The sequence below is a fragment of the Telluria sp. LT1R51-2 genome (genome assembly GCF_059685775.1).
This window is the reverse complement of the sequence record NZ_JCASIM010000002.1, coordinates 695,430-719,977: the sequence shown is the minus strand read 5'-3', so window position 1 is coordinate 719,977 and position 24,548 is coordinate 695,430. Positions and strand designations below refer to the sequence as shown.

Sequence of the window (24,548 nt, the reverse complement as noted above, 5' to 3'; positions counted from 1 at the left end):
CTGGTGCGGCAGGTGGCGCGTCAGCGTACGCAGGGGCGGCCTGCGACGGCGACTCCATGTAAAAGAAGGCCCACCGAAGTGGGCCAGTCTTACGCTCGCATTAATCGATGAAGGTGAACGTCGCCTCTTGCGTCAGGCGCGACTTCGGCAAACCCGCATTGAAGTCGGCTGGCGACGAGTAACCGAAGCTCACCAGCACCAGGCTGGTCAAGCCCTTCTCGTTCAGGCCGAATTCGGCGTCGAGGATCTTCTGGTCGAAGCCTTCCATCGGCGTCGCATCGATCTCCAGCGTGGCTGCGCCGACCAGCGCGGTGCCCAGCGCCAGATAGACCTGCTTCTCGAGCCACTGGGCCACATCCTTGGTGCCGTAGCGGTGCTGGTTGACATAGCCACGGCGGGTGGCGTCCTGGCCGGCGCGCGCCTGCGCGTCGCGGAAGCGCCCGTCGCGTTGTTCCTGCTCCAGCACTGCGTCCAGGTGCGCTTCGTCCATGTCGACGCGGGCGCACAGCACGATCACGTGCGATGCATCGTTGACCTTGGCGGCGTTGTAGACGTAGCCGCCCTGGGTCGCCTTGGCAATGCGCGCGCGGCCTTCGGGCGTGTTGGCGACGATGAAGTGCCATGGCTGCGAATTGACCGACGACGCGCTGTTACGCAGCAGGTCATACACTTGCTGCATCACTTCTTCGGGGATGCGACGCTCGCTATCGTAGGCTTTGGCGGTATGGCGCTTCTTGGCGGCCGACAGAATGTCCATGGTGTTCCTTTCGCTTTCGCTGGGTGATCGTGGGATTTTTCAATCCCACGATGGTAAGCGATTCCGGCGTCAGAAGTTTTCGAGGACGATTTTTCCGATCGCCTTGCCGCTTTCGATCAGCGCATGTGCGCGGCGCAGGTTGTCGGCGGTGATCGGGCCGAAGTGCTCGCCCAGGGTCGTCGTCAGGCGGCCTTCATCGACCATGTCCGCCACGCGGTTCAGCAGCTCATGCTGGCGCACCATGTCGGGTGTGCCGAACAGCGAGCGCGTGAACATCAGCTCCCAGTGCAGCGAGATCGACTTGCGCTTGAGCGGCACTGCGTCGAGCGTGGCAGGATCGTCGATCAGCGCCAGCTGGCCCTGCGGCGCGAGAGCCTCGATGATGTCGGCATAGTGATGATCGGTGTGCGTCAGGCTGATGACGATATCAACCTGGTCGAAGCCCAGTTCGGCCAGTTGCGGCTGCATCGGGCGCGTGTGGTCGACGGTATGGTGCGCACCCAGTTTGGTGACCCACTCGCGCGTGGCATCGCGCGATGCGCTGCCGATGACGGTCAGCCCGGTGAGCTGGCGCGCGAGCTGGATCAGGATCGAACCAACCCCGCCAGCCGCGCCGATGACCAGCAGCGACTTGCCGGCCCCGCCGCCTTCGGGCACGCGCAGGCGGTCGAACAGCAGTTCCCAGGCCGTGATCGACGTCAGGGGCAGGGCGGCCGCTTCGGCAAAGCCGAGCGTACGGGGCTTCTTGCCAACAATGCGCTCATCGACCGCCTGGAACTGGCTGTTGGAGCCGGGGCGAACAAGCGATCCGGCATAAAACACTTCATCGCCCGGCGCGAACAGCGTGACACTGTCACCAACCGACTGCACGACACCACTGGCATCCCACCCAAGCACACGCGGTTCAGTCACGGCCACGCCAAGGCGAATCTTGGTATCGACCGGATTGACCGACACCGCACGCACCTCGACCACCACATCATGCGGGCCCGCCTCCGGCATCGCCAATTCCATCTCGACAAGCGCCTTCGGATCATCGATCGGCAGCCCATTCTGCGTATAAACAATTGCTTTCATTTCTTCTCCTAAAAACAAACAATGAGGGTCAGCGTCGAATTGTTTGACAACTTCAGTTAATCAATTTCTTATTAATTCGACTCTGACCCTAATTGATTTGCAAGACATAAAGCCGAGCTCGAGGTTGAAGCCAGATCGAACGGAAATTGGATCAATTGCTCATTAATTCTACTCTGACCCTCATTGTTTAATGGGGTAATACGGCATAAAAGTTTGCCTGTAAGATACTAATTTAAATAAGGAAATTAAATCATCCCTGATCGCATAAAATTCAAAGAAAACAATTAGGGTCAGAGTCGAATTGTTTGTCAATTTTTGAAAATAAATTGAAAATTAATTCGACTCTGACCCTAATTAAAGCTGGCGCAGGTTCAAGTGATTCAACGCTGTTGATGCTGCAACATTTACTGGCTTGACGCAGGGCTATTACTTTTTAATTCTACACTGACCCTCATTTTTATGGGGTGAGGCGTTTGACGATGGTGCCGTTTTGGATGACGACGGCGGGGGCTTCGAGCAGGCGGACGTTGACGGTTGGGTCGCCTTCGACGGCGACCAGGTCGGCGTAGCGGCCGGGTTCGATGATGCCGACGTCTTTGCGTGCCAGTGCTTCGGCGGCGTTGATCGTGGCGCTCTGGATTGCTTGCAGTGGCGTCATGCCGTACTGGACCATCACGGCGAACTGCTTGCCGTTGCCGCCGTGCGGGTGGACGCCGGCGTCGGTGCCGAATACCATTTTCACGCCGGCTGCATGGGCGCGCTTGAAGTTCTGGCGCTGCAGTTCCGTCACTTCGCGGTCCTTGCGCAGATTGTCTTCCAGCACGCCATTCTTCTTGCCCTCAAGCGCCGTGTAAGTGCCGTTGTAGATGTCCATCGACAGCCAGGCGCCGTGCTTCTTGGCCAGGGCGATGCCTTCGTCGTCGATCAGGCTGGCGTGCTCGATCGTGTTCACGCCGGCGCGGATGGCGTCCTTGATGCCGGCGGCGCCGTGCGCGTGCGCGGCGACCTGCAGGCCCCACTGGTGCGCTTCTTCGACGGCCGCGCGCAGTTCGGCGAGGTTCATTTGCTGCTGGCCCGGCTCGGTGTTGCGCGAGAAGACGCCGCCGGTGGCGCACACCTTGATGACCTGAGCGCCGTACTTGCGCAGCGAGCGCACCGACTTGCGCACTTCGTCCGGACCGTCGGCGTTGTACGGACCTTTCTGGTCCATCGATGGCGGGAAGTAGGTGCTGTCGCAGTGGCTGCCGGTTGGGCCGAACGACCAGGCGGCGGGGATGATGCGCGGGCCGCGCACCTTGCCGGCGTCGATCGCCTGGCCCAGGCCGACGTCGTTCCAGTCGGCCGAGCCGAGATTGCGCACGGTGGTAAAGCCCGCGTCGAGCGTCTTGCCCGCATGGACCACGGCCAGCGCCGACCAGAAGCGGTCGTTGTATTCGAGGTTGCTGTAGCCGCCGTAAGTGGGGTCGGCGTCGATGTGCACGTGCATGTCGATCAGGCCGGGCAGCAGCGTCATGCCGGGCAGGTCGATGCGCGTGGGGGCTTCGCCAGCGGCGACTGCACCACCTGCGCCACCCGCGCGCCCGATGCTGACGACTTTGCCGTCGCGCACAAGGATCTCGGGCTTGTCGATCATGCGCCCGGTTTTCACGTCCAGCAGCCGCTCGGCGCTGATGATGACGTCGGCGGCGTGGACGCCGGACCAGCCCACGGTGGCCATGCACAGGGCCATCAGTTTCAGTGCCAAACGGTTCTTGCGGTTCAAGCCAGCTCCTCGAAAATTGGATAGACAAAATGCAACTTTACACCGCGATGCACCGTGTCCATCGACTTTTTTTGCAGCCTCACGCGTCGGCCACGAGCAGCACCGCCAGCACCAGCATCACGGCGCCCGTCAGTGCCTCGATCACGCGCCACACCCCAGGTCGCGCCAGCGTTGACGCGAAGCGCCGCGCCCCCAGGCCAATCGCCGAGAACCACAGCGCGGAGGCCGTGATCGCCCCCAACGCAAACGAACTGCGCTCGCTCGCGGCCAGGCTGCTGCCGACCGCCCCCAGCAGCACGACAGTATCCAGATACACGTGCGGATTGAGCAGCGACAGCGCCAGCACGGTCGCCAGCGCCGCGCTCAGCGTCTGCGCCTGCGCAGCCGCGTCGCCGGACAGGGTCGCGCCGCCACGCCAGCTGCTCGACCAGCAGCGCAGCCCGTACCAGATCAGGAATGCCGCGCCGCCGTAGCGCGCCAGCGGCATCAGGACCGGCGACGCTTCGATCAGCGCGCCCAGGCCACTGGTGCCCGCCGCGATCAGGATCGCATCGACGATGATGCAGGTCGCGACCGTCGGCAGTACATGCCGGCCCCGCACCGCGGTGCGCAGCACGTGCGCGTTCTGGGCGCCGATGCCCATGATGAGACCAGCGCCCAGGCCCAGCCCCTGAAGATAAATCTGTTGCGAGAACATGGCGGCCTCCGAGCGAAAGCCGCCACTATTCCAGCCCATGAACTCCACTTCAATTATATTCATGATTATTCAGGCCACGTAAGAAGCGCTAATCATGAAACTCGATCCCCGCCGCAGCGCCGCCTTCCTCGCCGCCATCGACGCCGGCAGCCTGGAAGCCGCCGCCGCCCAGCTCAGGATCACGCCGTCGGCCGTCTCGCAGCGCATCTCGGCACTGGAGCAGGACATGGGCGCGCCGCTGCTGGTGCGCAGCCGGCCCTGCCGTCCGACCGCGCCCGGTGCGCGGCTGCTGCAATACCTGCGCCGTTCCACGCTGCTCGAATCGGAGTTCCTGGCCGAGATGGCGGGCGACCCGGGCCCGGCGCGCGTGACGCTGGCGGTCAACAACGACACGCTGGCGACCTGGTTGCTGCCGGTGCTGGCGCCCATCCTAATCGACGAACAGCTGCTGGTCGAATTCATCCTCGACAACCAGGGCCACACGTTCTCGCTTCTGGAAGGTGGCCATGCAGTGGCCTGCATCTCGGGCGAGCCGGAACCGATGCGCGGCTGCAGCGCCAGCCTGCTGGGCGTGATGCGCTACCGGCTGGTGGCCTCGCCCGCATTCGCGCGGCGCTGGTTCCCGGCCGGGATCACGCGCGCCACCGCGCAAGTCGCGCCGCTGATGGTCTTCGATCGCAAGGATGCGATGCAGTCGTCGTTCCTGCTCACGCAATTCGGGCTGCCGGACGGCGCGTATCCGTTTCACTACGTGCCGTCCAGCGATGCATTCGCGGAGGCGGTGCGCCTCGGGCTGGGCTACGGCATGCTGCCGCACGAGCAGTGCACGGCGCTGTTGCAGAGCGGCGACCTGGTCGACCTGTCACCCGCCATCGGGCACGACGTGCCGCTGTACTGGCATGCGTGGCGCATCCAGCCGCCGCGGCTCGAACGCATGGGCGCTGCGCTGCTCAAGGCCGCCAGCAAGGCGCTGCTGCCGCTTGCGCGGCCCTGAACAGCGTCGCAACGAAAAAAGGCCGGCTGCGCAAGCAGCCGGCCCTTCAGGTCAGGCAACGATCAGATCAAGCGATCACGAACCGATACGGCCACCGTCGTTCTTGGTGATGACCAGCGTTGCCGAACGCGGACGCTTGCCCGCGCCGTAGCCGGCGTTGGCTGGCCACTGGCTCGTGTACTTGGTCGGGTCGCCGATATTCGCAGCAGCCGTGGTTTCGCCCGGGTGCTGGATGTTGACGAACAGCGCCTTGCCGTCCGGCGTTTCGGCGATGCCGGTCAGCTCGCAGCCTTTCGGGCCCACCAGGAAGCGCTTGAGCGTGTCCGCCGTGGGCGCCTTGCCGACGTAGGTGTCGACGTTCAGGACCGAGCCGTCGGCCTTCACGTTCGGCACGGTGACCTTCTTGCCGTCGCCAACGGTGCCTGGCAAGCCAGCGAGCATCATGCAGTTGGTGACGTCGGTGTAGGCGCCATCATCGGTCTGGAACCAGCAGATGCCGGTCGAGACGGTAAAGGACATGCCGTCCGGGCTCGAAAAGTCCTGGTCCGCCGAGAGGCCCGACAGGTTGATCGTGCTTGCAGCGGCCGCCGCTTCGGCGCCGAACAGGTACACGTCCCAGCTGAAGGTGGTGGCGGTCGAACCGGCGGCATCTTCCTTCATGCGGATGATGTGGCCGTTCGGGTTGCCCGGCTGGGCGGTGGTGCCCTTCATGTCGGTGTAGGCGCGCGGGTTGGCCGCGTCCAGGCCCATCTGGCTCGAGCCGCTTGGCTCGGCGCGGCGGTTGCTGTTGTTGGTCAGGGTGTAGTAGATCTCGCCGTTGGCCGGGTTGACCGAGCACCATTCAGGACGGTCCATCTTGGTCGCGCCGACGGCATCGGCCGCCAGGCGGGCGTTGACGAACACGTCGGCCTGGTCGGCAAACTTGTAGGTGGCGTAGCCGGCAATTGCGGCATTGGCGATATTCAGTTCGATCCAGCTGCCTTTGCCGTCGGCGCTGAACTTGGCTACATACAGCTTGCCGCTGTCGAGGTATTTGTCGCCGGTGGCGATACGGTCGGCAGCGACCGCATCGGCCGGATTCCATGGGGCGCTCGAGACGAATTTGTAAATGTACTCGCCGCGCGAATCGTCACCCATGTAGATGGCCAGCGGCGTACCGGCCAGCAGGCGGCCGAAGGCAGCGCTTTCGTGGGCGAAGCGGCCCAGCGCGGTGCGCTTTTTCAGTGGACGGGTCTTGTCGTAGGCATCCATCTCGACGATGTAACCTTCGCCGTTGAGTTCATTGCGATAGTCATCGCTGCCGTCGATCGACGTGCCCTTCTTGCTGATGTTCCAGCGTGCGTACTTGTCGTCCGTGCCGCCTGTTTCCCAGCCGTGACGCGAGGCTGCGCCCTGCGCCACGCCGTAGCGATTGAGCGATGCGACGCTCTTGTCGCCGCGCGCAGCGTTGTCGGTAGCCGAGCGGGTGAAGTAGCCAGCCCAGTTTTCTTCGCCCGACAGATAGGTGTTCCACGGGGTGCGGCCGGTGCCGCAGTTGTTGAGCGTGCCGCGGAACCTGGTGCCTTCCGGCGAGTACTTGGTCTTGACCAGTGCATTGCCGCGCACCGGGCCGGAAATCTGGACTTCGGTCTGCTGGTGCACGCGGCGGTTGAAGTTCGAATTCTGCAGGTATTCCCACTTGCCGTTAGTGGTGCGCACTTCGACGATGGACAGGCCGTGCAGCGCCATCTCCTTGTCGACTTCCAGCGCAGGGCGCGGCAGCGTGTTGGTGCCGCCATTGGCGTGCACGAAGAACGAGGCCAGGCCTTCGTTGGTGGTCGCTTCGTGGTTCATGGCCAGCAGGCCACGCGTGACGCCGCTGGTCGAGACAGCGCCATCGGCGGACAGCGAGAAGAATTCCATGCCGTCGTGGTGGTCGCCCGCGCGGTTCTCGAAATCGGTATCGGTGCCGTCGTTCTTGTAAGCGGCGGTGCCGGCCGCGAGCGGGTCGCCCAGCGCGTAGATCACGCTGGCGGTGTAACCGGCCGGAACGACGACGCTATCGGCCAGGCTCTTGCCGACGGCGGTGAAGCCGAGCAGCTTTTCGACCGGCGCCGGCGGCGTGTTGTTCACTGGTGGCGCCGCTGTGACAGGATCATCATCCGAACCGCCGCAGGCGGTCAGGCCGAACGTGCTCAGCAACGCGGTGGCGGCCGTGGCGGCGCCGCCGCGCAGCATGTTGCGGCGGCTCAGGCGGGCGTTCATGACAGTGCTGAATTGCTCGTTCGACGAAGTATTCAGGTCGATATCGTCATGGTCGATGCCATGGCGGGCGAGATCGGTCGGCTTGTTCACGGGATGGATCCTGTATTTGTTGTGGGGATAAGGGAAAGCCCGTGAATAGTAGTGAGGCAAGATGACGCCTGCGTGACAGTTTGGTCACAGTTTGATGACATGGCCGGGAAGGTATGCCCTGACCGGATGCACGGCGCATACATAAACACTGCAAGGTCACGCCGATCTGGGTAAAATTTCCTGTTGAAATTGTTTTAACGTTCTCCATCTGGAGGCATAGCCGGAAGGTCATACATGCAGGAACCCCGCGACACCATGCCGGCACAGGACGCCGTCACCTTCGGCTGGGCCTTGTTCGAAGCCATCCCCGACTGCGTGAAGCTGCTCGACATCGACGGCGCCATCCTCGCGATGAACTGCAATGGCCGCAGCGTGATGGAGATCGACGATATCGCCACGCTGCGTGGCCAGCCCTGGATCGCGTTCTGGCCCGCCGAATCCCACGCCGCCGTGCGTACGGCCCTCGAGACAGCGCGCGCCGGCGGTACGGGCCAGCTCGTCGCTGCCTGTCCGACCGCCAAAGGCACGTCCAAGTGGTGGGATGTGGTGATCACGCGCACCGCCAGCAGCGATGGCCAGGGCGACCACTTGCTCGTGATCTCGCGCGACATCACGCAGCAGCGCAACGCCAGCGAAGAGCGTGAACGGCTGCTGCACCAGCTGCAGGCTGCGAACATCGAGAGCGAGCGGGTGGTCGGGCAGCTGCGCGCCAGCGAAGAACGCTACCGCACCCTGTTCGACTCGGTCGATGAAGGCTTCTGCATTTTCGAGATGCTGTTCGACGAGGCGAACCGGCCCATCGACTACCGTTTCCTGGAAATGAACCCGACCTTCGAAGCGCACACCGGCCTGAAAAACGCCATCGGCCGCACCGCGCGCGAGATGCTGCCGGGGCTCGACGACTTCTGGTTCGACACCTATGGCCGCGTGGCGCTCACGGGCGAACCGGTGCGCTTCGAAAACGAAGCACCGGCCATGAACCGCTGGTTCGACGTCTACGCGACCCGCATCGGCGGCGCGGACAGCCGCAAGGTGGGCCTCCTGTTCAACGACATCTCGGTGCGCAAGCAGTCGGAATCGACACTGCGCCGGCTGGCCGACGACCTGGCCGAAGCCGACCGCCGCAAGACGGAATTCCTGGCCACGCTGGCGCACGAGCTGCGCAACCCGCTGGCGCCGATCAGGAATGGCCTGTCGGTGATGCGTCTGAGCGGCGACAATCCGGCGGCCATGGCAAAGGTGCGCGACATGATGGAGCGCCAGGTCGGGCATATGGTGCACCTGATCGACGACCTGCTCGACATCGCCCGCATCAGCGGCGGCAAGCTGGAACTCAAGCGCCAGCGCACCGACCTGGCGGCCATCCTGGCCAGCGCGGTCGAAACGAGCATGCCGCTGATCGAGGCAGGCCAGCACGCATTGACGGTCGACGTGCCCGATGCGGGGCTGCCCGTCGACGCCGACGCCACCCGCATCGCACAGGTCGTGGCCAACCTGCTCAATAATGCGGCCAAGTACACGCCACCGGGCGGGCAGATTGCGCTGTCGGCGCGGCGCGACGGGCTTGACGCCGTGATCACGGTGCGCGACAGCGGCGTGGGTATCGCTGCGGATGCGCTGGCCGGCGTGTTCGAGATGTTCAGCCAGATCGGCCGCACGGTCGACCGCTCGCAGGGCGGGCTGGGGATCGGCCTGTCGCTGGTGCGGCGCCTGGTGGAGATGCATGGCGGCTCCGTCGCCGCCAGCAGCGCGGGCGTCAATGCCGGCAGCGTCTTCACGGTACTCCTGCCACTGGCCGCCGAGGAAGTGCAAACCGGACCGGTACCAGGCGAGCCTGCGCCGGCGCCCGAGAACCCAACCGGCGGTCTGAAGGTGCTGGTGGTGGACGACAACGTCGATGCGGCCGTGACGCTGTCGATGATCCTGGAGATCTCGGGTTACACGGCGAAAGTGGCGCACGACGGCTACGAGGCGCTGGCCGTCGCGCAGGCGTTCGGCCCGCGCGTGGCGTTTCTCGACATCGGCATGCCGGGCATGAGCGGCTACGAGACAGCGCGTGCGATCCGCGCCACGCCGGGGCTGGAAGACATCGTGCTGGTGGCACTGACCGGCTGGGGCGCCGAGAGCGATCGTCTGCGTTCGAACGCGGCGGGGTTCGACCACCACCTGACCAAACCGGTGCAGCTCGACGTGGTCGAGGCGCTGCTGGCCGGCCTGTAACGCCGGCGCCTGGCCAGGTGGATCAGTTGCGGCGCAGTTCGTCCTCTAGGTCGCCGATCAGCTGCGCCACGGTGGGCGTGATCCCCTTGTCGCCCGGCGTATAGAACACGCCCGGCAAAACACTGTCTTCTTCGAGCTGCGGCAGCAGTTCTTCGATCAGTTCTTCCAGCGAGAACGCCTGTGCGTCGTAGCCGTCCCACTCGAATTCGGCGCACAGCGTGGCGTATTCGTTGGCCGGCCACATCGGAAACACGAGGGTGCCGTCGTCCGTCTTGGCCAGCGCCCAGCCATCCTGATACAGACCCCACACTTCGCGCGCCTCGGCCGCGCGCCGGATGAAATATTCGTAGCGTTCCGGTCCCGCCAGCGTCACGACCGCCGCCAGTTGCTGGCCACCCAGCTTGATCGCCGAGATGATCTGTTCGCTCATCACCACTCCCGTCCATCGAGGCGTGATGCCCCACAACCATCAGGATACGCCATCGGGATGCACCGGGTGCGTTAGTCACACAACGAACGGCGACGATGCGGCAGGCTGTGTCTGGACGATCGGGGCTGGTGTCGCATGCAGGTCATAGCGCACATCGTGCCGGTCGCCCGGCGGCGCATCGAGCACCAGGAAGGCGTCCCAGCCCAGTCGACCAGGGCTGATGGCATCGAGCGTGGTGTTGTGGACATCGGCCGCGCGCAGCACCACCTCGACTTCGTATTCGAGCGCGACGCCGGTAAACAGCGCCAGTACGCTCTTGAGTGCGCGCGCGGCCAGCCCGCCCGGCAGGAAGGTCTGGAAGCCCGCATGCGCCAGTGGCCCGACGATCAGGCGCAGGCGCAGCGTGCGCTGCCAGACGCGCGCGCCGGCCAGCGCGCGCGTGCCCAGCACAGCGCTGTCCTGGCCCAGCATCGATTGCTGCGCCCCCGGGATATCGTACCAGGCGCCGATGAATTGTTCGGCCACGATCGGCTGGCCAAAATACTCCGACAGCACGCGCGCGAGCTGCACGGCCGACACGGGCCGGTGCCGCACCGACGCCGCAAAATAGCCGATCGATTCGTCCAGCACGGCGCCGTCGCCCACGTCGCTCAAGCGCTGCCGCAGCGCCTCGTTACCCAGTCCTGCAAGACTCATCAAGAGCGGCAGGAACGCATCCTGACCATCGAGCTGGTACTTCAGCGGCAGGCGGTACTTGCGCCAGGCTTCGTAGAACAGCGCCAGCGAGCGGTTCGAGAACGCATCCAGAAAGGCGCGCGGGCCGTCGTCTTCTTCCTCGTTCTTGTGGTGCGCCTGGTGCGCGGCGATGCGCTCGGTGTAATGCGCCGGCAGCACGCCGTTGCAGCCCAACAGGCCCATGAAGGCCGGCGTCAGGTGCACATGGCGCAGCGTGCCTTCCTGCACCGCGTCGGCCAGCGCTGCGGCATCGATCGGCAGCGCGAACGGCATGCCGATCGACAGGTCGCGCACGTCGGCGTGAATGCTTTCGAGCTGGCTGGCCGGAAAACCCAGCGACACCGAATTCTCGAAGCGCAGCATGTCGGCCACCAGAGCGTGCGCCGGCTTGCCGCGGCGCCGCAGCCATAACTCGAGCAGCCGCACCGCCTGGAAGAAGTCGAAGCGCCACGGCTCGCCAAACAGCTGCTCGATTACAGCAGACTCAGATCGCCGCTTCGGGGTGCGCATCGCAGCAATTCCTCGGACGATTGATGGGACACGATCACCAGCTGGGTAAAGCTGTTGGCGTGCACGTACAGCGCCAGAAAGCGTTCGATGATGTGGGCAAAAGCGTGGATGCCACTGCCGACGAACGCTTCTTCGTCGACGCTCAGCCGCACCTCGATTCCGCGCACCAGGCAAATGAAGGGGTTTCCGGACAGCCAGGCGCTGGTGGGCGTATAGGCAATCGCGAGGATGCCGCCGATCTGGCGCGTCGAGGCGGCCGAACGGGGTACGTCGTGCAGCGCCAGCATTTCGCGGAAGGCGTCGACGCCGCCATCGGCCAGCGACAGGTGGTTCAGCGACAGCAGCGAGATCAGGCGCCACTGCGCGCTGCGGCCGCGCGCGAAGCGCCAGGTACGGGTCGGCTTGCGCAGGAAGGCAATGGCGTACGTGCCCGAGCCGCCTTCCGTGAACAGATCGCCTCCCGGCTGGCCATACGGCAGCAGCGCTGGCAGGTCGCGGTTGGTGCAGGTCAGTTCGAGATTGAGCGTGGTCTTTTCGACCCTGGCCGGATCGAAATCGATATCGACGATCGTGATCTGGGTCTCGAAACCGGGGCTGCGTTCGGCCAGCGCTTCATCGCGCGCCATCGCCCAGTAATGGCCATTGTGCTGCGGCGTCTGCGCATGCTTGAGCGAGTAGAACGGCTGGAACTGGATGATCGTTTCGCCCTGCGCGGTCTGGCGCACCATATTGACGTCGTTGATGGCATTGACCTCGTAGCCAAAGGCGCGGCGCCCGTCGGCCAGCACCGGGTAATTGGCTTTGGCGTGGGTCAGCTGGATCGGTTCGCCGCGCTGGGGGAACAGGTTGATCACCGGCGTGCAGCCGGTGAGCAGGTTGTTGGTCGACAGTGTGCCGAGCATGCGCGCCAGGTTCGAGTCGCTGCGAATGCCGGTCAGTGCCAGGTGCACCGTCAGCGCGCGCGTCCCACGGAGCAGGGCAGCCGTCAGCATGGCCAGGTCAAGGTCGACGAAGTTGAATTTCTCGGGAAAGCAGAAGTACTCGGTGAGCAGGCGGTACGCCGCGTGCGAGCGCGCCGGGAAATCGATCAGCGCCTCGTCGTCGCCAAAGCCGGCGCTGCGCACCGGCAGCGCCGGCAGCGCGATCCAGTGCCCGCCATCGGCCTGCACGTAGGCGGCCACGGTGCGCACCAGCAGCGCATCGCGCAGCGCCGCGCACAGCGACGGCTCGCCATCGAGGAACAACCGCAGCGCCGGCAGCGACAAGGCCAGCGCATCGAGCCCGCGCCCGTCGCAGGTGATGGCCAGGCCCAGGCTGATGCTGGCCGTGGCGCCGGCCGGCAAGCGCACCGTGTCGGGCGCGCCGATGATCGGGGAGAACGCCGCGCACGTGATCGTCAGCGGCGCCACCGCCACCGGATACACGGTGCGAAACGTGCATTCCACGCCGCGCACGGGGCGCGTGTTGAATGCGGCGCCGCGTTCGATCGTCGTCACGCCGGTCTGCTGGTCGGCGGCGCTGGCGCCGTCGATCTGCGCGATCGAGCACGATGGAAACGGCCGCAGGTAGTGCGGGTACAGCACGTCGAACAGCGCTTCGGTGAACTCGGGATAATCGTCGTCGAGGCGCCGGGCGATGCGCGCATTGAGAAACGCGAACGACTGGATCATGCGTTCGGTGTGCGGGTCTTCACAGACTTCGCCGCTCATCGACAGGCGCCCGGCGATGCGCGGATAGCGTTCGGCGAATTCGCGCAGGTTGTGGCGCAGGTAGGCCAGCTCGCTTTCGTAATACGGCAGCAGCTGGTCCATCTCAGGCCTCCTTCACCGGCGACGCCGCTGTTGCCATTGTTGCTGCCGTGCGGCCGGCCTTGCGGATGCTGTACTGGAGCGTGGACGGCTGCAGCACGGCGTCGAAGTTGACCGGCTCTTGCGACATGCTCCCTACCAGCACCGCCGTGATCGAAAAACTCAGGCGATTGATCGACGGCCCGGCCGCCTCGTCGCGCAGCGCCAGCTGCGCCTTCACACCGGTCAGGCGCGGCTCATGGCGCGTGATGGCCGCTTCGATGCAGGTGCAGATGTGGGCCCGGTCCGAAGGGCTCGACAGCGAGCGGTCGGCGAAATCGCACAGGCCATAATCGACCATCGACGTCTTGCACTCGGTGTAGCCGGCAAGTTCGCCCTCCTGCACGATCGAGCGCGTGTTCAGGAGCGCCTCGAGGTCGCGCGCCACCGCGTCCTTCAACTCGTCGGCATTCAGGCGTGCGACAACGGTCCCATGGCGTACCGGCTGGCCGAGCAGACGGTCGAACAGATCCGGCGTGTAACCCTTCATGCGGCGTTCCTTCGCGGTGAGGCAGGGGAGGGAGAGGGGAATGTTGCGTGGTGAAAACCAATCGCATGTTGCCACGGGGTTCGTCGCCAAACGTTGATGAACTTCACGTGGGCAACTCTATGTCGTCGTTATTGTTTCTTTCCGGCCATAACAACTTGGGAAGACAGCACCATGACGAGCAAAGTTCTCTGGGGCGAAGGCTTGCTGCTGCGCCCCCAGCACTTCCAGCGCCAGGATGCGTATCACGAGCATTGCCTGTTCAAGAGCGTCAAGGCGGTCCATCCGTACGCCTGGGGCGTCGAGCTGTGCGAGGTCGACCGCGAAGCGCTGGCCAGCAGCATGCTGCGCGTGACCGGGCTGGCGCTGCGCTTCCAGGACGGCGAGCTGTACGAGGCGCCCGGCAGCGACGAGCTGCCCGCCACGATCGACCTCAGCACGCTGGCTCAAACGGTGCAGGCGGTGACGTATTACGCGGCGCTGCCGGGCCTGAAGCCTTTCAATGCCAACTTCGTGCAGCCGGGGCAGGCCGCAACGTCGGCCGACAATGCTGCGCGCTTCATGCAGGTGAACCTGGAGGCGCCCGACCTGTTCACGCAGGCCGCGCCGGTGCAGCTGGCCTATCTGCGGCGCGCGCTGCGCCTGGTGGCCGAGTTCGAGCCGCGTGACGCCTACATCCACTTCCCGCTGCTGCGCGTGCGGCGCATGTCCACCGGCGGCTTCGAGCCCGATCCGGACCTGGTGCCGCCGGCCCTGTCGGTGGGCGCTTCGCCGGTGCTGTTCCAGGCCTTGCGGCGCCTGCTCGACGCGCTGCAGGCCAAGGTCGGCGCGCTGTACGGCCACCACCGCGAACCGACCCGCAACGTGATCGAATTCCGCTCGGGCGACATGTCGTCGTTCTGGCTGCTGCACACGGCCAGTTCGGCCTACGCGGCGCTGACGCACCACTTCCATCATCCGGCGTTGCATCCGGAGCGCCTGTTCCAGTCGCTGCTGGACGTGGCCGGCGGCCTGATGACGTTCTCGAAGAGCTGGACCCTGGCCGACCTGCCGGCCTACCAGCATGGCGATCCCGGGCCCGCATTCGCGAAACTGCACGCCATCATCCGCGAGCTGCTCGACACGGTCATCTCGGCCAAATACTTCGGCATTGCACTGAACGAGGTGCGCCCGTCGTACCACATCGGGATGCTCGACTCGGGCAAGATCGACGATGCCACCACGTTCTACATCGCGGTATCGGCCGACATCGCCGCGCTCGAACTGGTCGAGATCGTGCCGCTGCGCTTCAAGGTGGGTGCACCGGACGACGTCGAAAAATTCGTCCTCTCGGCGCTGCCCGGCGTGCGCCTGCAGTATTCACCGCAGCCACCGGCAGCGATCCCCGTGCGGCCCGAGACCTGCTACTTCAGCCTCGAATCGAAGGGGCCGATGTTCGAGCGCATGCGCAAGGCGCAATCGATCTCGATCTACGCACCCGAAGGCTTGAAGGAACTCAAGCTGGAACTGCTGGCCGTGGTGGCGTGAAGAGCGCTGCAGACCCGATGGGGATAAACCTGTGGATAAGTCTGAATACTCAGCCATGCCGTTGTATGCACAGCGTTTTTACCCTCAACAACGGCGCAACACATCGATGCTATTTGGCAGTGCATTTAATTCCTATTGGAAACTATCGCGTATGATGAACGCCTCTTCACGACACGATCCGACGCGCAATGAACACTGCCCTGGCCGCCCCACCGAAGGCCGAAATGCCCCCAGCCCTGCTCGCTGAACTGAGTGCCTGGGCACAACAGTATGCACACGATGCCGGCGCCGGTCTGCGCGACGCACTGGCGACGGCCGACAGCGAGAAGCTGGCGCTGCAGGCCGACCTGGACGAGGCCCAGGCCGCGCGCGACCATGCGCAATCGATGGCCGAAGAACGTGACGAAGAAATCCAGCGCCTGACGGCCGAGCTGCGCAACGCGCGCCAGATCGCCACCGACGCCCTGGTCGGCAAGGCCAAGGACCAGTTGGCCATCGACGGCAAGGATGCGCAACTGGCCGATCTGCGCCAGCAGCTCGAGCGTAACGTAACGGCCACGGCGGCCGAGTCGGATGCACGCCTGCAGGCCCAGATGGACCTGATCGGCGCCACGACCGAGCGCGACAACCTGATCGGCGAGCTGAAGGAATTGCAGACAAAACTCGACACGTCGCGCACCGAGCGCAGCGCGCTGCGGGCCGAACTCGAAGCGCTGCGTTCACGCAAATAACACGCTCTGCACCGCACAACGACAAAGGCCCCGGCGCTGTGAAGCACCGGGGCCTTTGTGGTTATTACGACGGTTTTGCTTACTCTTGCGATGCGGCCGTCACGTCGAGCGTGAAGGCTTTCAGGCCCAGGACAGCGCTGCTCTGCTGACGGATCTGGTTGGCATACGCTGCATCACCGTTGAGCTTGCGGCCGTACGAAGGGATCATTTCCTTCATCTTGGCTTGCCACTCGGGCGTCTTCAGCTTGTCCTTGAACGCCGATGCCGCGATCACTTTCAGCATGATCGGCGCAGCGGTCGACGCGCCTGGCGACGCGCCCAGCAGGGCCGTGACCGAACCGTCACCCGATGCCACGACTTCGGTACCAAACTGCAGCAGGCCGCCCTTGGCCGGATCGTCCTTGACGATCTGCACGCGCTGACCTGCGTTGACCAGTTTCCAGTCTTCCTTCTTGGCTTCCGGCAGGTATTCGCGCAGAGTTGCGACGCGGTCTTCCTGCGACTGCATCACTTGCTCGACCAGGTACTTGGTCAGCGGGATGTTGTCGATACCGGCTTGCACCATCGGACGCACGTTGCCGGTGTTGACCGAGGCTGGCATGTCGATCCACGAACCATTTTTCAGGAACTTGGTCGAGAACGTCGCGAACGGGCCAAACAGCAGCGCTTTCTTGCCGTCGATGACGCGGGTGTCCAGGTGCGGCACAGACATTGGCGGCGAACCGACCGATGCCTTGCCATACACCTTGGCGTTGTGCGCTTCAACCAGCGCCTGGTTGGTGGTGACGAGCCACTGGCCACCGACCGGTACGCCACCGAAGCCCTTGGCTTCAGGAATGCCGGTCTTTTCCAGCAGTGGCAGTGCGCCGCCACCGGCGCCGATGAACACGAATTTGGTGCTCACGGTCGAGACCTTGTTGTCGGCCAGGTTCTTGACGGTGACGTTCCACAGACCGTTTTCGCCGCGCTTGATGTCTTCGACCTGAGTACGCAGGTTCAGCGTCATCCCGTGGGTGCCGGTCAGGTGCTTGACCATGCTGCGGGTCAGGGCGCCGAAGTTGACGTCGGTACCGATTTCCATGCGGGTCGCAGCCACTTTCTGCGCTGCATCGCGGCCATTCATGACCAGCGGCGCCCACTTGCGGATCTGTTCCTGGTCTTCGCTATACAGCATGCCCTTGAACAGGTTTTCCTTCTGCAGTGCGGCGTAGCGCTTGCGCAGGAAATTGATGTTGTCGTCGCCCCAGACAAAGGCCATGTGCGGCACATTGTTGATGAAGGTCTGCGGCGCGCCCAGGTACTGCTTTTGCACCTGGTAGGCCCAGAACTGCTTCGACACTTCGAACTGCTCGTTGATATCGACCGCCTTCTTGGTCTCGATGGTACCGTCCGGCATTTCGGGCGTGTAGTTCAGCTCGGCAAAACCGGAGTGACCGGTGCCGGCGTTGTTCATGGCATCCGAACTTTCGGCCGAGACCGAGTCCATGCGTTCGTACATCTGGATCGTCAGTTCCGGATCGAGTTCCTTGAGCATCGTCCCGAGCGTGGCGCTCATGACGCCAGCGCCGATCAGGACAACGTCCACCGGCTTGTCATTGGATGGAGCGGGCGCTTTCGAGCACGAAGCAACGATGAAGCAAGAAAGGACGACAAATAGCGAGTTGCGCATACGAGTATCACCTGAAAAAATGTGTGCGATGGCCTGGCATGCAACATCTGATTTAAAAATTCGACGGCTCGGTAGTGGCGCATTCCGCAAGCAACAGGAAGCACCATTAGAGAACGGGTTGTCGGGATCTGTCGCTGCAAATAGCCGCAACAAGCCTCGGCAACCGACGCAATAGCAAGGCCGATGCATCGCCGCGACCGGGTTCCGATCGTGGCGGCATCATGGGCTGGCAAACAAGGATATAACGCGTTGACAGGAGAGTCAGGCGGGCCAGTCAATATCCCTGGCGTCCATCGAAACTGGGGGTAACTCTTGTATAGGAGTTGGGCAAGTATAGCCCAAACAAAGTAGCCTTGCTTGGGGCTGGCCCGCTTAAAAGGCTGTCTCAGTATTCAAGCGGTAGCGTTCTGCGTACTACTACTGAGGCGGTGGCGCGACGTTTATGCGGTGGGTTTCTTGACGTGCATGAGGCGGGTTTTCAGCGGCGTCCGAACAACGACTGAATAGCTACTTTGTGTTGATACCCGCTGATATAATTTCAGTATGCGAATGGACAGAATGACGCGCTGCTTTGCCGCCTGGCTCGCATCCATTGCGATGCTGTTTGCTGCATTGGCGCCGTCAATGTCGCAGGCAATGGCTGTCAAGTCGGGTGATACCTGGACTGAAATTTGCAGCATGGGGGGCACCCGATTCGTCAAGGTCACTGCAGCGACAGGCGACGTTTCCGATCATGCACCATCCGATGCTGGACATGTCGACCATTGCCCGCTTTGTGCCACGCACGCAGGCTCGTTCGCCTTGCCACCGACTACGGGCTGTTCCATTCCCCTGATCGACACCCGGGAAACCCATCCCTTCCTGTTCTTCCAATCGCCCTATCCGCTGGCGATCTGGAATCTCTCGCAAGCACGCGCGCCTCCTCTGCGCTCCTGATTCTCTGCAGCAGTTCGACGTGATGCCATGCGCAAGCATGCGCTGTGTTTTGCCTGCCTGAATATTGCCGATGGGTGGACCGTTCAGGTACCCACACGAGAGAGATTTCCATGAAAAACCCACACTGCACATCCACCATGCACGCCACGGTCAGCGTCGTCTTGCTGGGACTGACGATTGTCGCGCGTACGCCTGCCGTTGCGCAGGCGCAGACAATGCCTGCGACCCCAGCTCCGCGAGCTGCCGAGATGACGACGCGCACGCCAATCGTGATGGTGTCGGGCCACGCGTTGCCCGATGGCCAGCGCGCCGGCACGCTTGCCCTTGGTACAAACGGTTCATCGATGGACGTGCCGTTTTCAGTCGACAGTGTCGATGGCGAGCGTGTACGCGACCAGGCAGGCACTACGCTGCAAGACGCGCTACGCAATATTCCCGGGGCACAGGCCGATTCGGGTTTCAACGGGGCGCATACACAGTTTTTCATCTTGCGTGGTGCGGTTGCCGATAGCGGTACGGGCTCGAACCGTATCTTGCGCGACGGCGTGCGCCTGTCGAACTACCCGTATGTGCCGGCCTTCATCGACAGCGTGGACGTACTGCGCGGCCCGGGCTCGGCGGTGGGCGTGCGCAGCGAACCCGGCGGCACGGTCAATCTCGTGACACGCCAGGCAACGATGGCCAACACCGGCGCCGTGCTGGTAGCGGCCGGAGAGCATGCCGCGCGCGAGTACACTGCCGACCTGAACCGCGTCCTGTCGGTGGACCATGCGCTGGCGACGCGCATCATCGTGACGCGCTCGGATGCGAGCCAGTGGCGCCAAGTCCCCGATCGCCTGGAGGCCGTCAAGCTCGGCATCGCACAAGGCGACGGGCGCCGTTATCGCTTGCGCGCCGGTGTCGAGGCCATCAACCAGACCTATCGCCCCGACTACGGCATCCCCGCAGTCGATGGGCGCCCGGTGGCCATTCCTCGCGACCGCCAGTTTGGCGAACCATTCGGCGATTCGACAACGAAGAATCGCATCGTCGATCTGCACGGCGACTTCGCCATCACCGACGCTACCAGGGTTGCCGTCGATGTCACCCATCTGGCAGCGCACTCGACGTCGATCAAGAATCTGTTGAACGGCGCGCCGTTGGCGGGGCAGCCCGCCGGCACCTACGCCAGGGTGTCGGCCTGGGAGCCTGCTACCAAACGACGGATCGACAGCAGCGCCATGTCGCTGACCAGCAAGCAAGAACTGGCCGGCATCACCCACAAGCTGTTCTTCGGGCTGGACAGGTACAAGGAGACGCTCGACCAGCCTGCCTTGACTGTCCCGGCAGCGACCAGCCCGCCGATCAATATCTACGCACCCGTGTTCGGCCGCGTGACGGCGCCACCGGCCGGCGTGGGATTACCGCGTTCGCGCACGAGCGAAGATCTGACCTCGGTCGCGGCATCTGCCCAGGACCAGATCGATCTTGCTGCCTGGTCACTCGTGGCAGGCCTGCGATACACGGACCAGCAGTTCATGTATGGCGCCGCGGGTACGCTGCCAGTGGATGAGTCCCGCTGGTCGCCGAAACTGGGTGTGCTGTACCGCGTATCGGCACAGCACACCGTGTACGCGAATATCGCGTCCGGTATGTCGCCAAACCAGGTGTCGTCGTCATCGAACCGGTCGCTGCCTTCGCGCGTTTCCAGGCAAATGGAAATGGGCTGGAAATCGCTGTGGCTGGAAGGGCTGTTGATGGGCGATATCGCCCTGTATCGTCTGCAGCAGACCAATATGATTTCGGCCGATCAGAGCACGCCGACAAATAATTTTGACTTCACCATCGACGGTTCGGCGCGCTCGCAAGGCATCGAGGCATCGCTGACCGGTTCGGTCACCGCGAACCTGGACGTTGCGGCAACCTATGCATACACGGACGCGGCCTATCGGCAGAATGCCGTGTATGGCGGCAAGCGCGTGCCCAACGTGGCCCGCCATGCGATGACCTTGTGGGGCCAATACCGCTGGAACGACGCCTGGAAAACCGGTGCGGGCCTGTACCTGCAAGGAGCGCGCTTTGCGGACGAGGCAAACGGCACGACACTGCCGGGCTACGGCCGCTTCGACGCCACACACACCTGGGCCAGAAAGCTTGGGCACGGTCAGTCGATCGAGATGCAACTGGCACTACGCAATGCGTTCAACCAGCATTATTTCGTGTCGAGCCACTTGCATGTATCGCGCTGGATCATGCCGGGCGAGGGGCGCAACGTCAGGCTGACCGGTACTTACCGGTTCTGACCGGGTTAGCTCGCATTGAATCCCGTGAATGCGGGCACATATAGGATGTTTGCTACGGGATGCGATATCGATGACGACGACCACAAGTTTGCCTGCCGAATCGCCACCGCAGGTCCTCATCATTGACGGCGCCAACATCCGGGACATCGCTTCATTCTATGACGAGATCAATCGCGTCTTCATGGTGGGCGAGGATTGGCAGCTTGGCGCCAGCCTGGATGGGCTGGATGACATGCTATACGGTGGTTATGGGGTCCTGCGCGGCAAGTCGCCAGCGATCGTCGTCTGGCAGCAGATGGACAGTAGCCGTATTGCCCTGGGCGTTGAGGCGACCCGTGCTTACTATCTCGCAAAACTCAAGCATCCGCAGGTGTTCAAACCTGGCCCGATTCACGCGGCATTGGCGCGCCTCGGGCAGGGCGGGCCGACGTACTTTGATCTGGTGATGCAGGTATTTGCTGATCATCCGAACATTACACTGCGCGCGGCTGATCGCTGATGTCTGCCCCGTTTCTGCCACCGCAGGCAGACATCAATCCTGTCCGTTTCGTTTAAAACGGTGAGGCTTCTTCAATTACCTTACACGACGGCGACGCGCGAAGGCCATGCCCGTCAGACCGAGCGCCATGATTGCCATCGTTGCCGGTTCAGGAACGTCCGCCGGCGCTGACCCGTCGAATGTGATGTTATCGATACCGACCCAATCATTGAAGCTGCCCGGGACAATGACGATGCGGTCGAACAGGACGCTGCTGGCAAACGCCAGGTTGAACTGGCCAATGGTCGACCCGACCACGGTGCCCAGCAAGGTACCGCCCTGGTAAGCGAGAACGCGCACATCCGCAGGGGTAGACACGCCAGCAAAGTCGGCGCTGAAGGAATTGATGCCGCCACTAAAGAAAGCCGAGAAGCTTGGGTCGCCATTTTCATCCAGCCAGCCGCTGAAGGCGCGCAGCATGTTGCCACTGACCAGCGATGGACTGCCTAGCCCGCCAACGTCACCCGAACTGCTGACGACGCTCATTGTCGTGTTGGTTGCCCAGTTTCCGGTCGGTCCTCCGCTTCCCGCAAATGCATTGGGAGCGAATGTTACCCCGTAGCCCGCGTACTGGCTGCCAAGCACTACGCCCACACCCAGCCCGCCGATCGGGTCACCGGCGTCGAATGTGATCACCGTCGGGACGGCGCTTGCTGGCGCGCCGGCGAGTGCAGAGGTAGCCAAAAAAAGAGAAACCAGAACAGATTTGAACGAAGTCATGTGAGCTCCGAGAACGGTCGGTTTATTGGGGATGTGTCAGCCAGTAAGTGGCTGATGAGACTGTATTTACAGCTAAATCTTAACCGGGCTGCATTAACTTAGTCACTAGAAATTAATAATTTAAAAAGACTTTGTAGCAACTAGCCCACACGGCCATTTGCTGCGTCAGAGACATCGCTTCTCTTGCTGGCATTGTCACGACGTTCGCAGGCACTCGTGAGCCAACGACTCGGCGAAAGGCGATGTTGTGAGTGGAATTGGTACTGAGAGGAATTGCAGATTGCAGCGGACAAGCAGGGGGGCGAACGTAGATATTCCGCGATCGAAGTAGCGGCGCGGTTGGCGCTTATTGCAAACTCTAATGGGCTGTGGCGTGCTTTACCCGCGCGCCACAGCAGTGCTTCAAACAGCGAACACGTTATTCCACCGTCACCGACTTCGCCAGATTACGCGGCTTGTCCACATCGGTCCCACGCGCCAGCGCCGTGTGATACGCCAGCAACTGCAGCGCTGCCACGTGCAGGATCGGTGACAGCAAACCGTAGTGTTCAGGCAAACGAATCACGTGCAGGCCATCGCCCGACGTGATGCGTGAATCGACGTCGGCGAACACGTACAGCTGACCACCGCGCGCGCGCACTTCCTGCATGTTCGACTTCAGCTTTTCCAGCAGTGCATCGTTCGGGGCGATCGTGACCACGGGCATCTCTTCGGTTACCAGCGCCAGCGGGCCGTGCTTGAGTTCGCCGGCCGGATACGCTTCGGCATGGATGTACGAAATCTCTTTGAGCTTCAGTGCACCTTCCAGCGCGATCGGGTAGTGGATGCCGCGGCCCAGGAAGAGGGCGTTTTCCTTGCGGGCGAAGTCGTCGGCCCAGGCGATGATCTGCGGCTCGAGCGCCAGCACGGCGGCCAGCGCGACCGGCAGGTGACGCATCTGCTTGAGGTGCTCGGCTTCTTCGGCATCGGTCAGGCGGCCATTGACCTGGGCCAGCGTCAGCGTCAGCAGGAACAGGGCGGCCAGCTGGGTCGTGAAGGCCTTGGTCGAGGCCACGCCGACTTCGACACCGGCGCGGGTAATGTAGGCCAGCTTGCACTCGCGCACCATGGCGCTCGTCGAGACGTTGCAGATGGTCAGCGTGTGTTCCATGCCCAGGCTGCGCGCATGCTTGAGCGCGGCAAGGGTGTCGGCCGTTTCGCCGCTTTGGGTGATGGTCACGACCAGCGTGTCCGGATGCGGCACGCTGTCGCGGTAGCGGTATTCGCTGGCGATCTCGACGCTCACAGGCACCTTGGCAACCGATTCGATCCAGTACTTGGCAGTCAGGCCTGCGTAGTAGCTGGTGCCGCAGGCCAAAATCAGCACGCGGTCGATTTTCTTGAACACAGCAAAGGCGCCGTCGCCGAACAGTTCCGGCATGATGCCGGTGACGCCTTCGAGTGTGTCGCCGATCACGCGTGGCTGCTCGAAGATTTCTTTCTGCATGTAGTGGCGGTATGGGCCGAGTTCGGCCGCGCCCGTATGGGCGTGCACGGTTTTGACTTCGCGCTCGACCGGGCGGCCGTCGACGTCGACGATCCAGTAGCGCGCCAGTTGCAGGTCGACCACGTCGCCTTCTTCCAGATAGATGATCTGGTCGGTCGTGCCGGCCAGCGCCATCGCATCGGAGGCGACGAAATTCTCGTCCTTGCCCACGCCGACGATCAGTGGCGAGCCCTGGCGCGCGGCGATCACGCGGTGTGGTTCTTCGCGACAGAACACGGCAATGGCGTAGGCGCCGTGCAGGCGCTTGACGGCTTGCTGCACGGTCTCGAACAGGTCGCCGTTGTACATGTGGTCGACCAGGTGGGCGATGACCTCGGTGTCGGTCTGGCTCATGAAGACGTAGCCCAGAGCGGTCAGCTCGGCGCGCAGTTCGTCGTGGTTTTCGATGATGCCGTTGTGAACCAGTGCGATGCGTGCATTGTCTTCGCTTGGCGAGAAGTGCGGGTGGGCATTGTGCGATGCCGGCGCGCCGTGGGTGGCCCAGCGGGTGTGCGCGATCCCGGTGAAGCCTTCCAGATGCGCTTCCTTGACCTGTGCTTCCAGTTCGGCCACGCGCGACGTCGAGCGAGAACGGGTCAGGCGGCCATCGAGGTGCACGGCCACGCCGCACGAGTCATAGCCCCGGTACTCGAGGCGCTTGAGACCTTCGATCAGGACAGGGGTAATGTTGCGTTTTGCAACTGCTCCGACGATACCGCACATGGCTAACCTCACTTCAAAAATATTCAATGAGTATTATCGTAGAGCAA

The 24,548-nt window shown here is 63.3% G+C and carries 19 protein-coding genes; 7 read left to right on the top strand and 12 right to left on the bottom strand.

The window, feature by feature from the left end; all coding sequences use genetic code 11:
- Positions 1-100: 100 nt before the first annotated feature.
- From nfsB to AC56LH_RS21390, 4 genes are all read right to left on the bottom strand, one after another.
- Positions 101-757: an oxygen-insensitive NAD(P)H nitroreductase gene (gene nfsB, locus AC56LH_RS21405; protein ID WP_499649493.1), complete on the bottom strand. Its 657-nt coding sequence runs from the start codon at positions 755-757 to the stop codon at positions 101-103.
- 69 nt (positions 758-826) lie between these two features.
- Positions 827-1,834, bottom strand: coding sequence for a zinc-binding alcohol dehydrogenase family protein (locus AC56LH_RS21400; protein ID WP_499649491.1), 1,008 nt, complete (start codon positions 1,832-1,834; stop codon positions 827-829).
- Between the two features lie 457 nt (positions 1,835-2,291).
- The gene (locus AC56LH_RS21395; protein ID WP_499649489.1) at positions 2,292-3,596 is read right to left on the bottom strand and encodes a Xaa-Pro dipeptidase; all 1,305 of its coding nucleotides are present in this window, start codon (positions 3,594-3,596) and stop codon (positions 2,292-2,294) included.
- Between the two features lie 79 nt (positions 3,597-3,675).
- Positions 3,676-4,293 (bottom strand): LysE/ArgO family amino acid transporter, encoded by a 618-nt coding sequence (locus tag AC56LH_RS21390; RefSeq protein WP_499649817.1) that lies wholly within the window; start codon positions 4,291-4,293, stop codon positions 3,676-3,678.
- 94 nt (positions 4,294-4,387) lie between these two features.
- Here AC56LH_RS21390 and AC56LH_RS21385 point away from each other — a divergent pair, with 94 nt between their 5' ends.
- Positions 4,388-5,287 carry a LysR family transcriptional regulator ArgP gene (locus AC56LH_RS21385; protein WP_499649487.1) on the top strand — a complete coding sequence of 300 codons (900 nt, stop codon included), beginning with the start codon at positions 4,388-4,390 and terminating at the stop codon, positions 5,285-5,287.
- Positions 5,288-5,362: 75 nt separating this feature from the next.
- On the opposite strand, the gene AC56LH_RS21380 is transcribed toward AC56LH_RS21385, so the two are convergent.
- On the bottom strand, positions 5,363-7,621 hold the full coding sequence (locus AC56LH_RS21380) for a PhoX family protein (protein WP_499649485.1): 2,259 nt from the start codon (positions 7,619-7,621) through the stop codon (positions 5,363-5,365).
- Positions 7,622-7,855: 234 nt separating this feature from the next.
- On the opposite strand from AC56LH_RS21380, the gene AC56LH_RS21375 reads away from it, so the two are divergent.
- Positions 7,856-9,841: a PAS domain-containing hybrid sensor histidine kinase/response regulator gene (locus AC56LH_RS21375; RefSeq protein WP_499649483.1), complete on the top strand. Its 1,986-nt coding sequence runs from the start codon at positions 7,856-7,858 to the stop codon at positions 9,839-9,841.
- Positions 9,842-9,863: 22 nt separating this feature from the next.
- Here AC56LH_RS21375 and AC56LH_RS21370 read toward each other — a convergent pair whose 3' ends face one another.
- From AC56LH_RS21370 to tssE, 4 genes are all read right to left on the bottom strand, one after another.
- Positions 9,864-10,271: a DUF2750 domain-containing protein gene (locus tag AC56LH_RS21370; RefSeq protein WP_183554928.1), complete on the bottom strand. Its 408-nt coding sequence runs from the start codon at positions 10,269-10,271 to the stop codon at positions 9,864-9,866.
- A gap of 75 nt (positions 10,272-10,346) precedes the next feature.
- A complete protein-coding gene (gene tssG, locus AC56LH_RS21365) occupies positions 10,347-11,516 on the bottom strand; it encodes a type VI secretion system baseplate subunit TssG (protein WP_499649481.1) in 1,170 nt (389 codons plus the stop codon).
- Entirely contained in the window at positions 11,480-13,327 is a 1,848-nt protein-coding gene (gene tssF / locus AC56LH_RS21360) for a type VI secretion system baseplate subunit TssF (protein WP_499649479.1), read from the bottom strand. Before tssF ends, tssG begins: the two co-directional genes overlap by 37 nt.
- Position 13,328: 1 nt before the next feature.
- On the bottom strand, positions 13,329-13,853 hold the full coding sequence (gene tssE / locus AC56LH_RS21355) for a type VI secretion system baseplate subunit TssE (protein WP_499649477.1): 525 nt from the start codon (positions 13,851-13,853) through the stop codon (positions 13,329-13,331).
- Between the two features lie 171 nt (positions 13,854-14,024).
- Between tssE and tssK the strand changes: the two genes are divergently transcribed.
- Both tssK and AC56LH_RS21345 read left to right on the top strand, forming a co-directional pair.
- Positions 14,025-15,377 (top strand): type VI secretion system baseplate subunit TssK, encoded by a 1,353-nt coding sequence (tssK, locus tag AC56LH_RS21350; protein WP_499649475.1) that lies wholly within the window; start codon positions 14,025-14,027, stop codon positions 15,375-15,377.
- Positions 15,378-15,565: 188 nt separating this feature from the next.
- The gene (locus AC56LH_RS21345) at positions 15,566-16,108 is read left to right on the top strand and encodes a DNA-binding protein (protein WP_499649473.1); all 543 of its coding nucleotides are present in this window, start codon (positions 15,566-15,568) and stop codon (positions 16,106-16,108) included.
- Between the two features lie 79 nt (positions 16,109-16,187).
- Here the strand turns inward: AC56LH_RS21345 and mqo are convergent, their stop codons facing one another.
- Positions 16,188-17,777 carry a malate dehydrogenase (quinone) gene (mqo, locus tag AC56LH_RS21340; RefSeq protein ID WP_499649471.1) on the bottom strand — a complete coding sequence of 530 codons (1,590 nt, stop codon included), beginning with the start codon at positions 17,775-17,777 and terminating at the stop codon, positions 16,188-16,190.
- Positions 17,778-18,335: 558 nt separating this feature from the next.
- Between mqo and AC56LH_RS21335 the strand changes: the two genes are divergently transcribed.
- The 3 genes from AC56LH_RS21335 (at position 18,336) to AC56LH_RS21325 (ending at position 21,494) form a co-directional block, all read left to right on the top strand.
- On the top strand, positions 18,336-18,713 hold the full coding sequence (locus AC56LH_RS21335) for a DUF2946 domain-containing protein (RefSeq protein WP_499649469.1): 378 nt from the start codon (positions 18,336-18,338) through the stop codon (positions 18,711-18,713).
- Between the two features lie 110 nt (positions 18,714-18,823).
- Entirely contained in the window at positions 18,824-20,995 is a 2,172-nt protein-coding gene (locus AC56LH_RS21330) for a TonB-dependent receptor (protein WP_499649467.1), read from the top strand.
- Positions 20,996-21,065: 70 nt separating this feature from the next.
- On the top strand, positions 21,066-21,494 hold the full coding sequence (locus AC56LH_RS21325) for a barstar family protein (protein ID WP_499649465.1): 429 nt from the start codon (positions 21,066-21,068) through the stop codon (positions 21,492-21,494).
- 75 nt (positions 21,495-21,569) lie between these two features.
- On the opposite strand, the gene AC56LH_RS21320 is transcribed toward AC56LH_RS21325, so the two are convergent.
- Together AC56LH_RS21320 and glmS are read right to left on the bottom strand one after the other, a co-directional pair.
- A complete protein-coding gene (locus tag AC56LH_RS21320; protein ID WP_499649463.1) occupies positions 21,570-22,253 on the bottom strand; it encodes a PEP-CTERM sorting domain-containing protein in 684 nt (227 codons plus the stop codon).
- A 418-nt stretch (positions 22,254-22,671) separates the two neighbouring features.
- On the bottom strand, positions 22,672-24,501 hold the full coding sequence (gene glmS, locus AC56LH_RS21315; protein WP_499649461.1) for a glutamine--fructose-6-phosphate transaminase (isomerizing): 1,830 nt from the start codon (positions 24,499-24,501) through the stop codon (positions 22,672-22,674).
- Positions 24,502-24,548: the final 47 nt, after the last annotated feature.

What these genes read in the sequence shown, in the direction of transcription:
- nfsB (WP_499649493.1), bottom strand. Translation starts at nt 757, where the DNA reads ATGGACATTCTGTCGGCCGCCAAGAAGCGCCATACCGCCAAAGCCTAC.
- AC56LH_RS21400 (WP_499649491.1), bottom strand. Translation starts at nt 1,834, where the DNA reads ATGAAAGCAATTGTTTATACGCAGAATGGGCTGCCGATCGATGATCCG.
- AC56LH_RS21390 (WP_499649817.1), bottom strand. Translation starts at nt 4,293, where the DNA reads ATGTTCTCGCAACAGATTTATCTTCAGGGGCTGGGCCTGGGCGCTGGT.
- AC56LH_RS21385 (WP_499649487.1), top strand. Translation starts at nt 4,388, where the DNA reads ATGAAACTCGATCCCCGCCGCAGCGCCGCCTTCCTCGCCGCCATCGAC.
- AC56LH_RS21375 (WP_499649483.1), top strand. Translation starts at nt 7,856, where the DNA reads ATGCAGGAACCCCGCGACACCATGCCGGCACAGGACGCCGTCACCTTC.
- AC56LH_RS21370 (WP_183554928.1), bottom strand. Translation starts at nt 10,271, where the DNA reads ATGAGCGAACAGATCATCTCGGCGATCAAGCTGGGTGGCCAGCAACTG.
- tssG (WP_499649481.1), bottom strand. Translation starts at nt 11,516, where the DNA reads ATGCGCACCCCGAAGCGGCGATCTGAGTCTGCTGTAATCGAGCAGCTG.
- tssF (WP_499649479.1), bottom strand. Translation starts at nt 13,327, where the DNA reads ATGGACCAGCTGCTGCCGTATTACGAAAGCGAGCTGGCCTACCTGCGC.
- tssE (WP_499649477.1), bottom strand. Translation starts at nt 13,853, where the DNA reads ATGAAGGGTTACACGCCGGATCTGTTCGACCGTCTGCTCGGCCAGCCG.
- tssK (WP_499649475.1), top strand. Translation starts at nt 14,025, where the DNA reads ATGACGAGCAAAGTTCTCTGGGGCGAAGGCTTGCTGCTGCGCCCCCAG.
- AC56LH_RS21345 (WP_499649473.1), top strand. Translation starts at nt 15,566, where the DNA reads ATGAACACTGCCCTGGCCGCCCCACCGAAGGCCGAAATGCCCCCAGCC.
- mqo (WP_499649471.1), bottom strand. Translation starts at nt 17,777, where the DNA reads ATGCGCAACTCGCTATTTGTCGTCCTTTCTTGCTTCATCGTTGCTTCG.
- AC56LH_RS21335 (WP_499649469.1), top strand. Translation starts at nt 18,336, where the DNA reads ATGACGCGCTGCTTTGCCGCCTGGCTCGCATCCATTGCGATGCTGTTT.
- AC56LH_RS21330 (WP_499649467.1), top strand. Translation starts at nt 18,824, where the DNA reads ATGAAAAACCCACACTGCACATCCACCATGCACGCCACGGTCAGCGTC.
- AC56LH_RS21325 (WP_499649465.1), top strand. Translation starts at nt 21,066, where the DNA reads ATGACGACGACCACAAGTTTGCCTGCCGAATCGCCACCGCAGGTCCTC.
- AC56LH_RS21320 (WP_499649463.1), bottom strand. Translation starts at nt 22,253, where the DNA reads ATGACTTCGTTCAAATCTGTTCTGGTTTCTCTTTTTTTGGCTACCTCT.
- glmS (WP_499649461.1), bottom strand. Translation starts at nt 24,501, where the DNA reads ATGTGCGGTATCGTCGGAGCAGTTGCAAAACGCAACATTACCCCTGTC.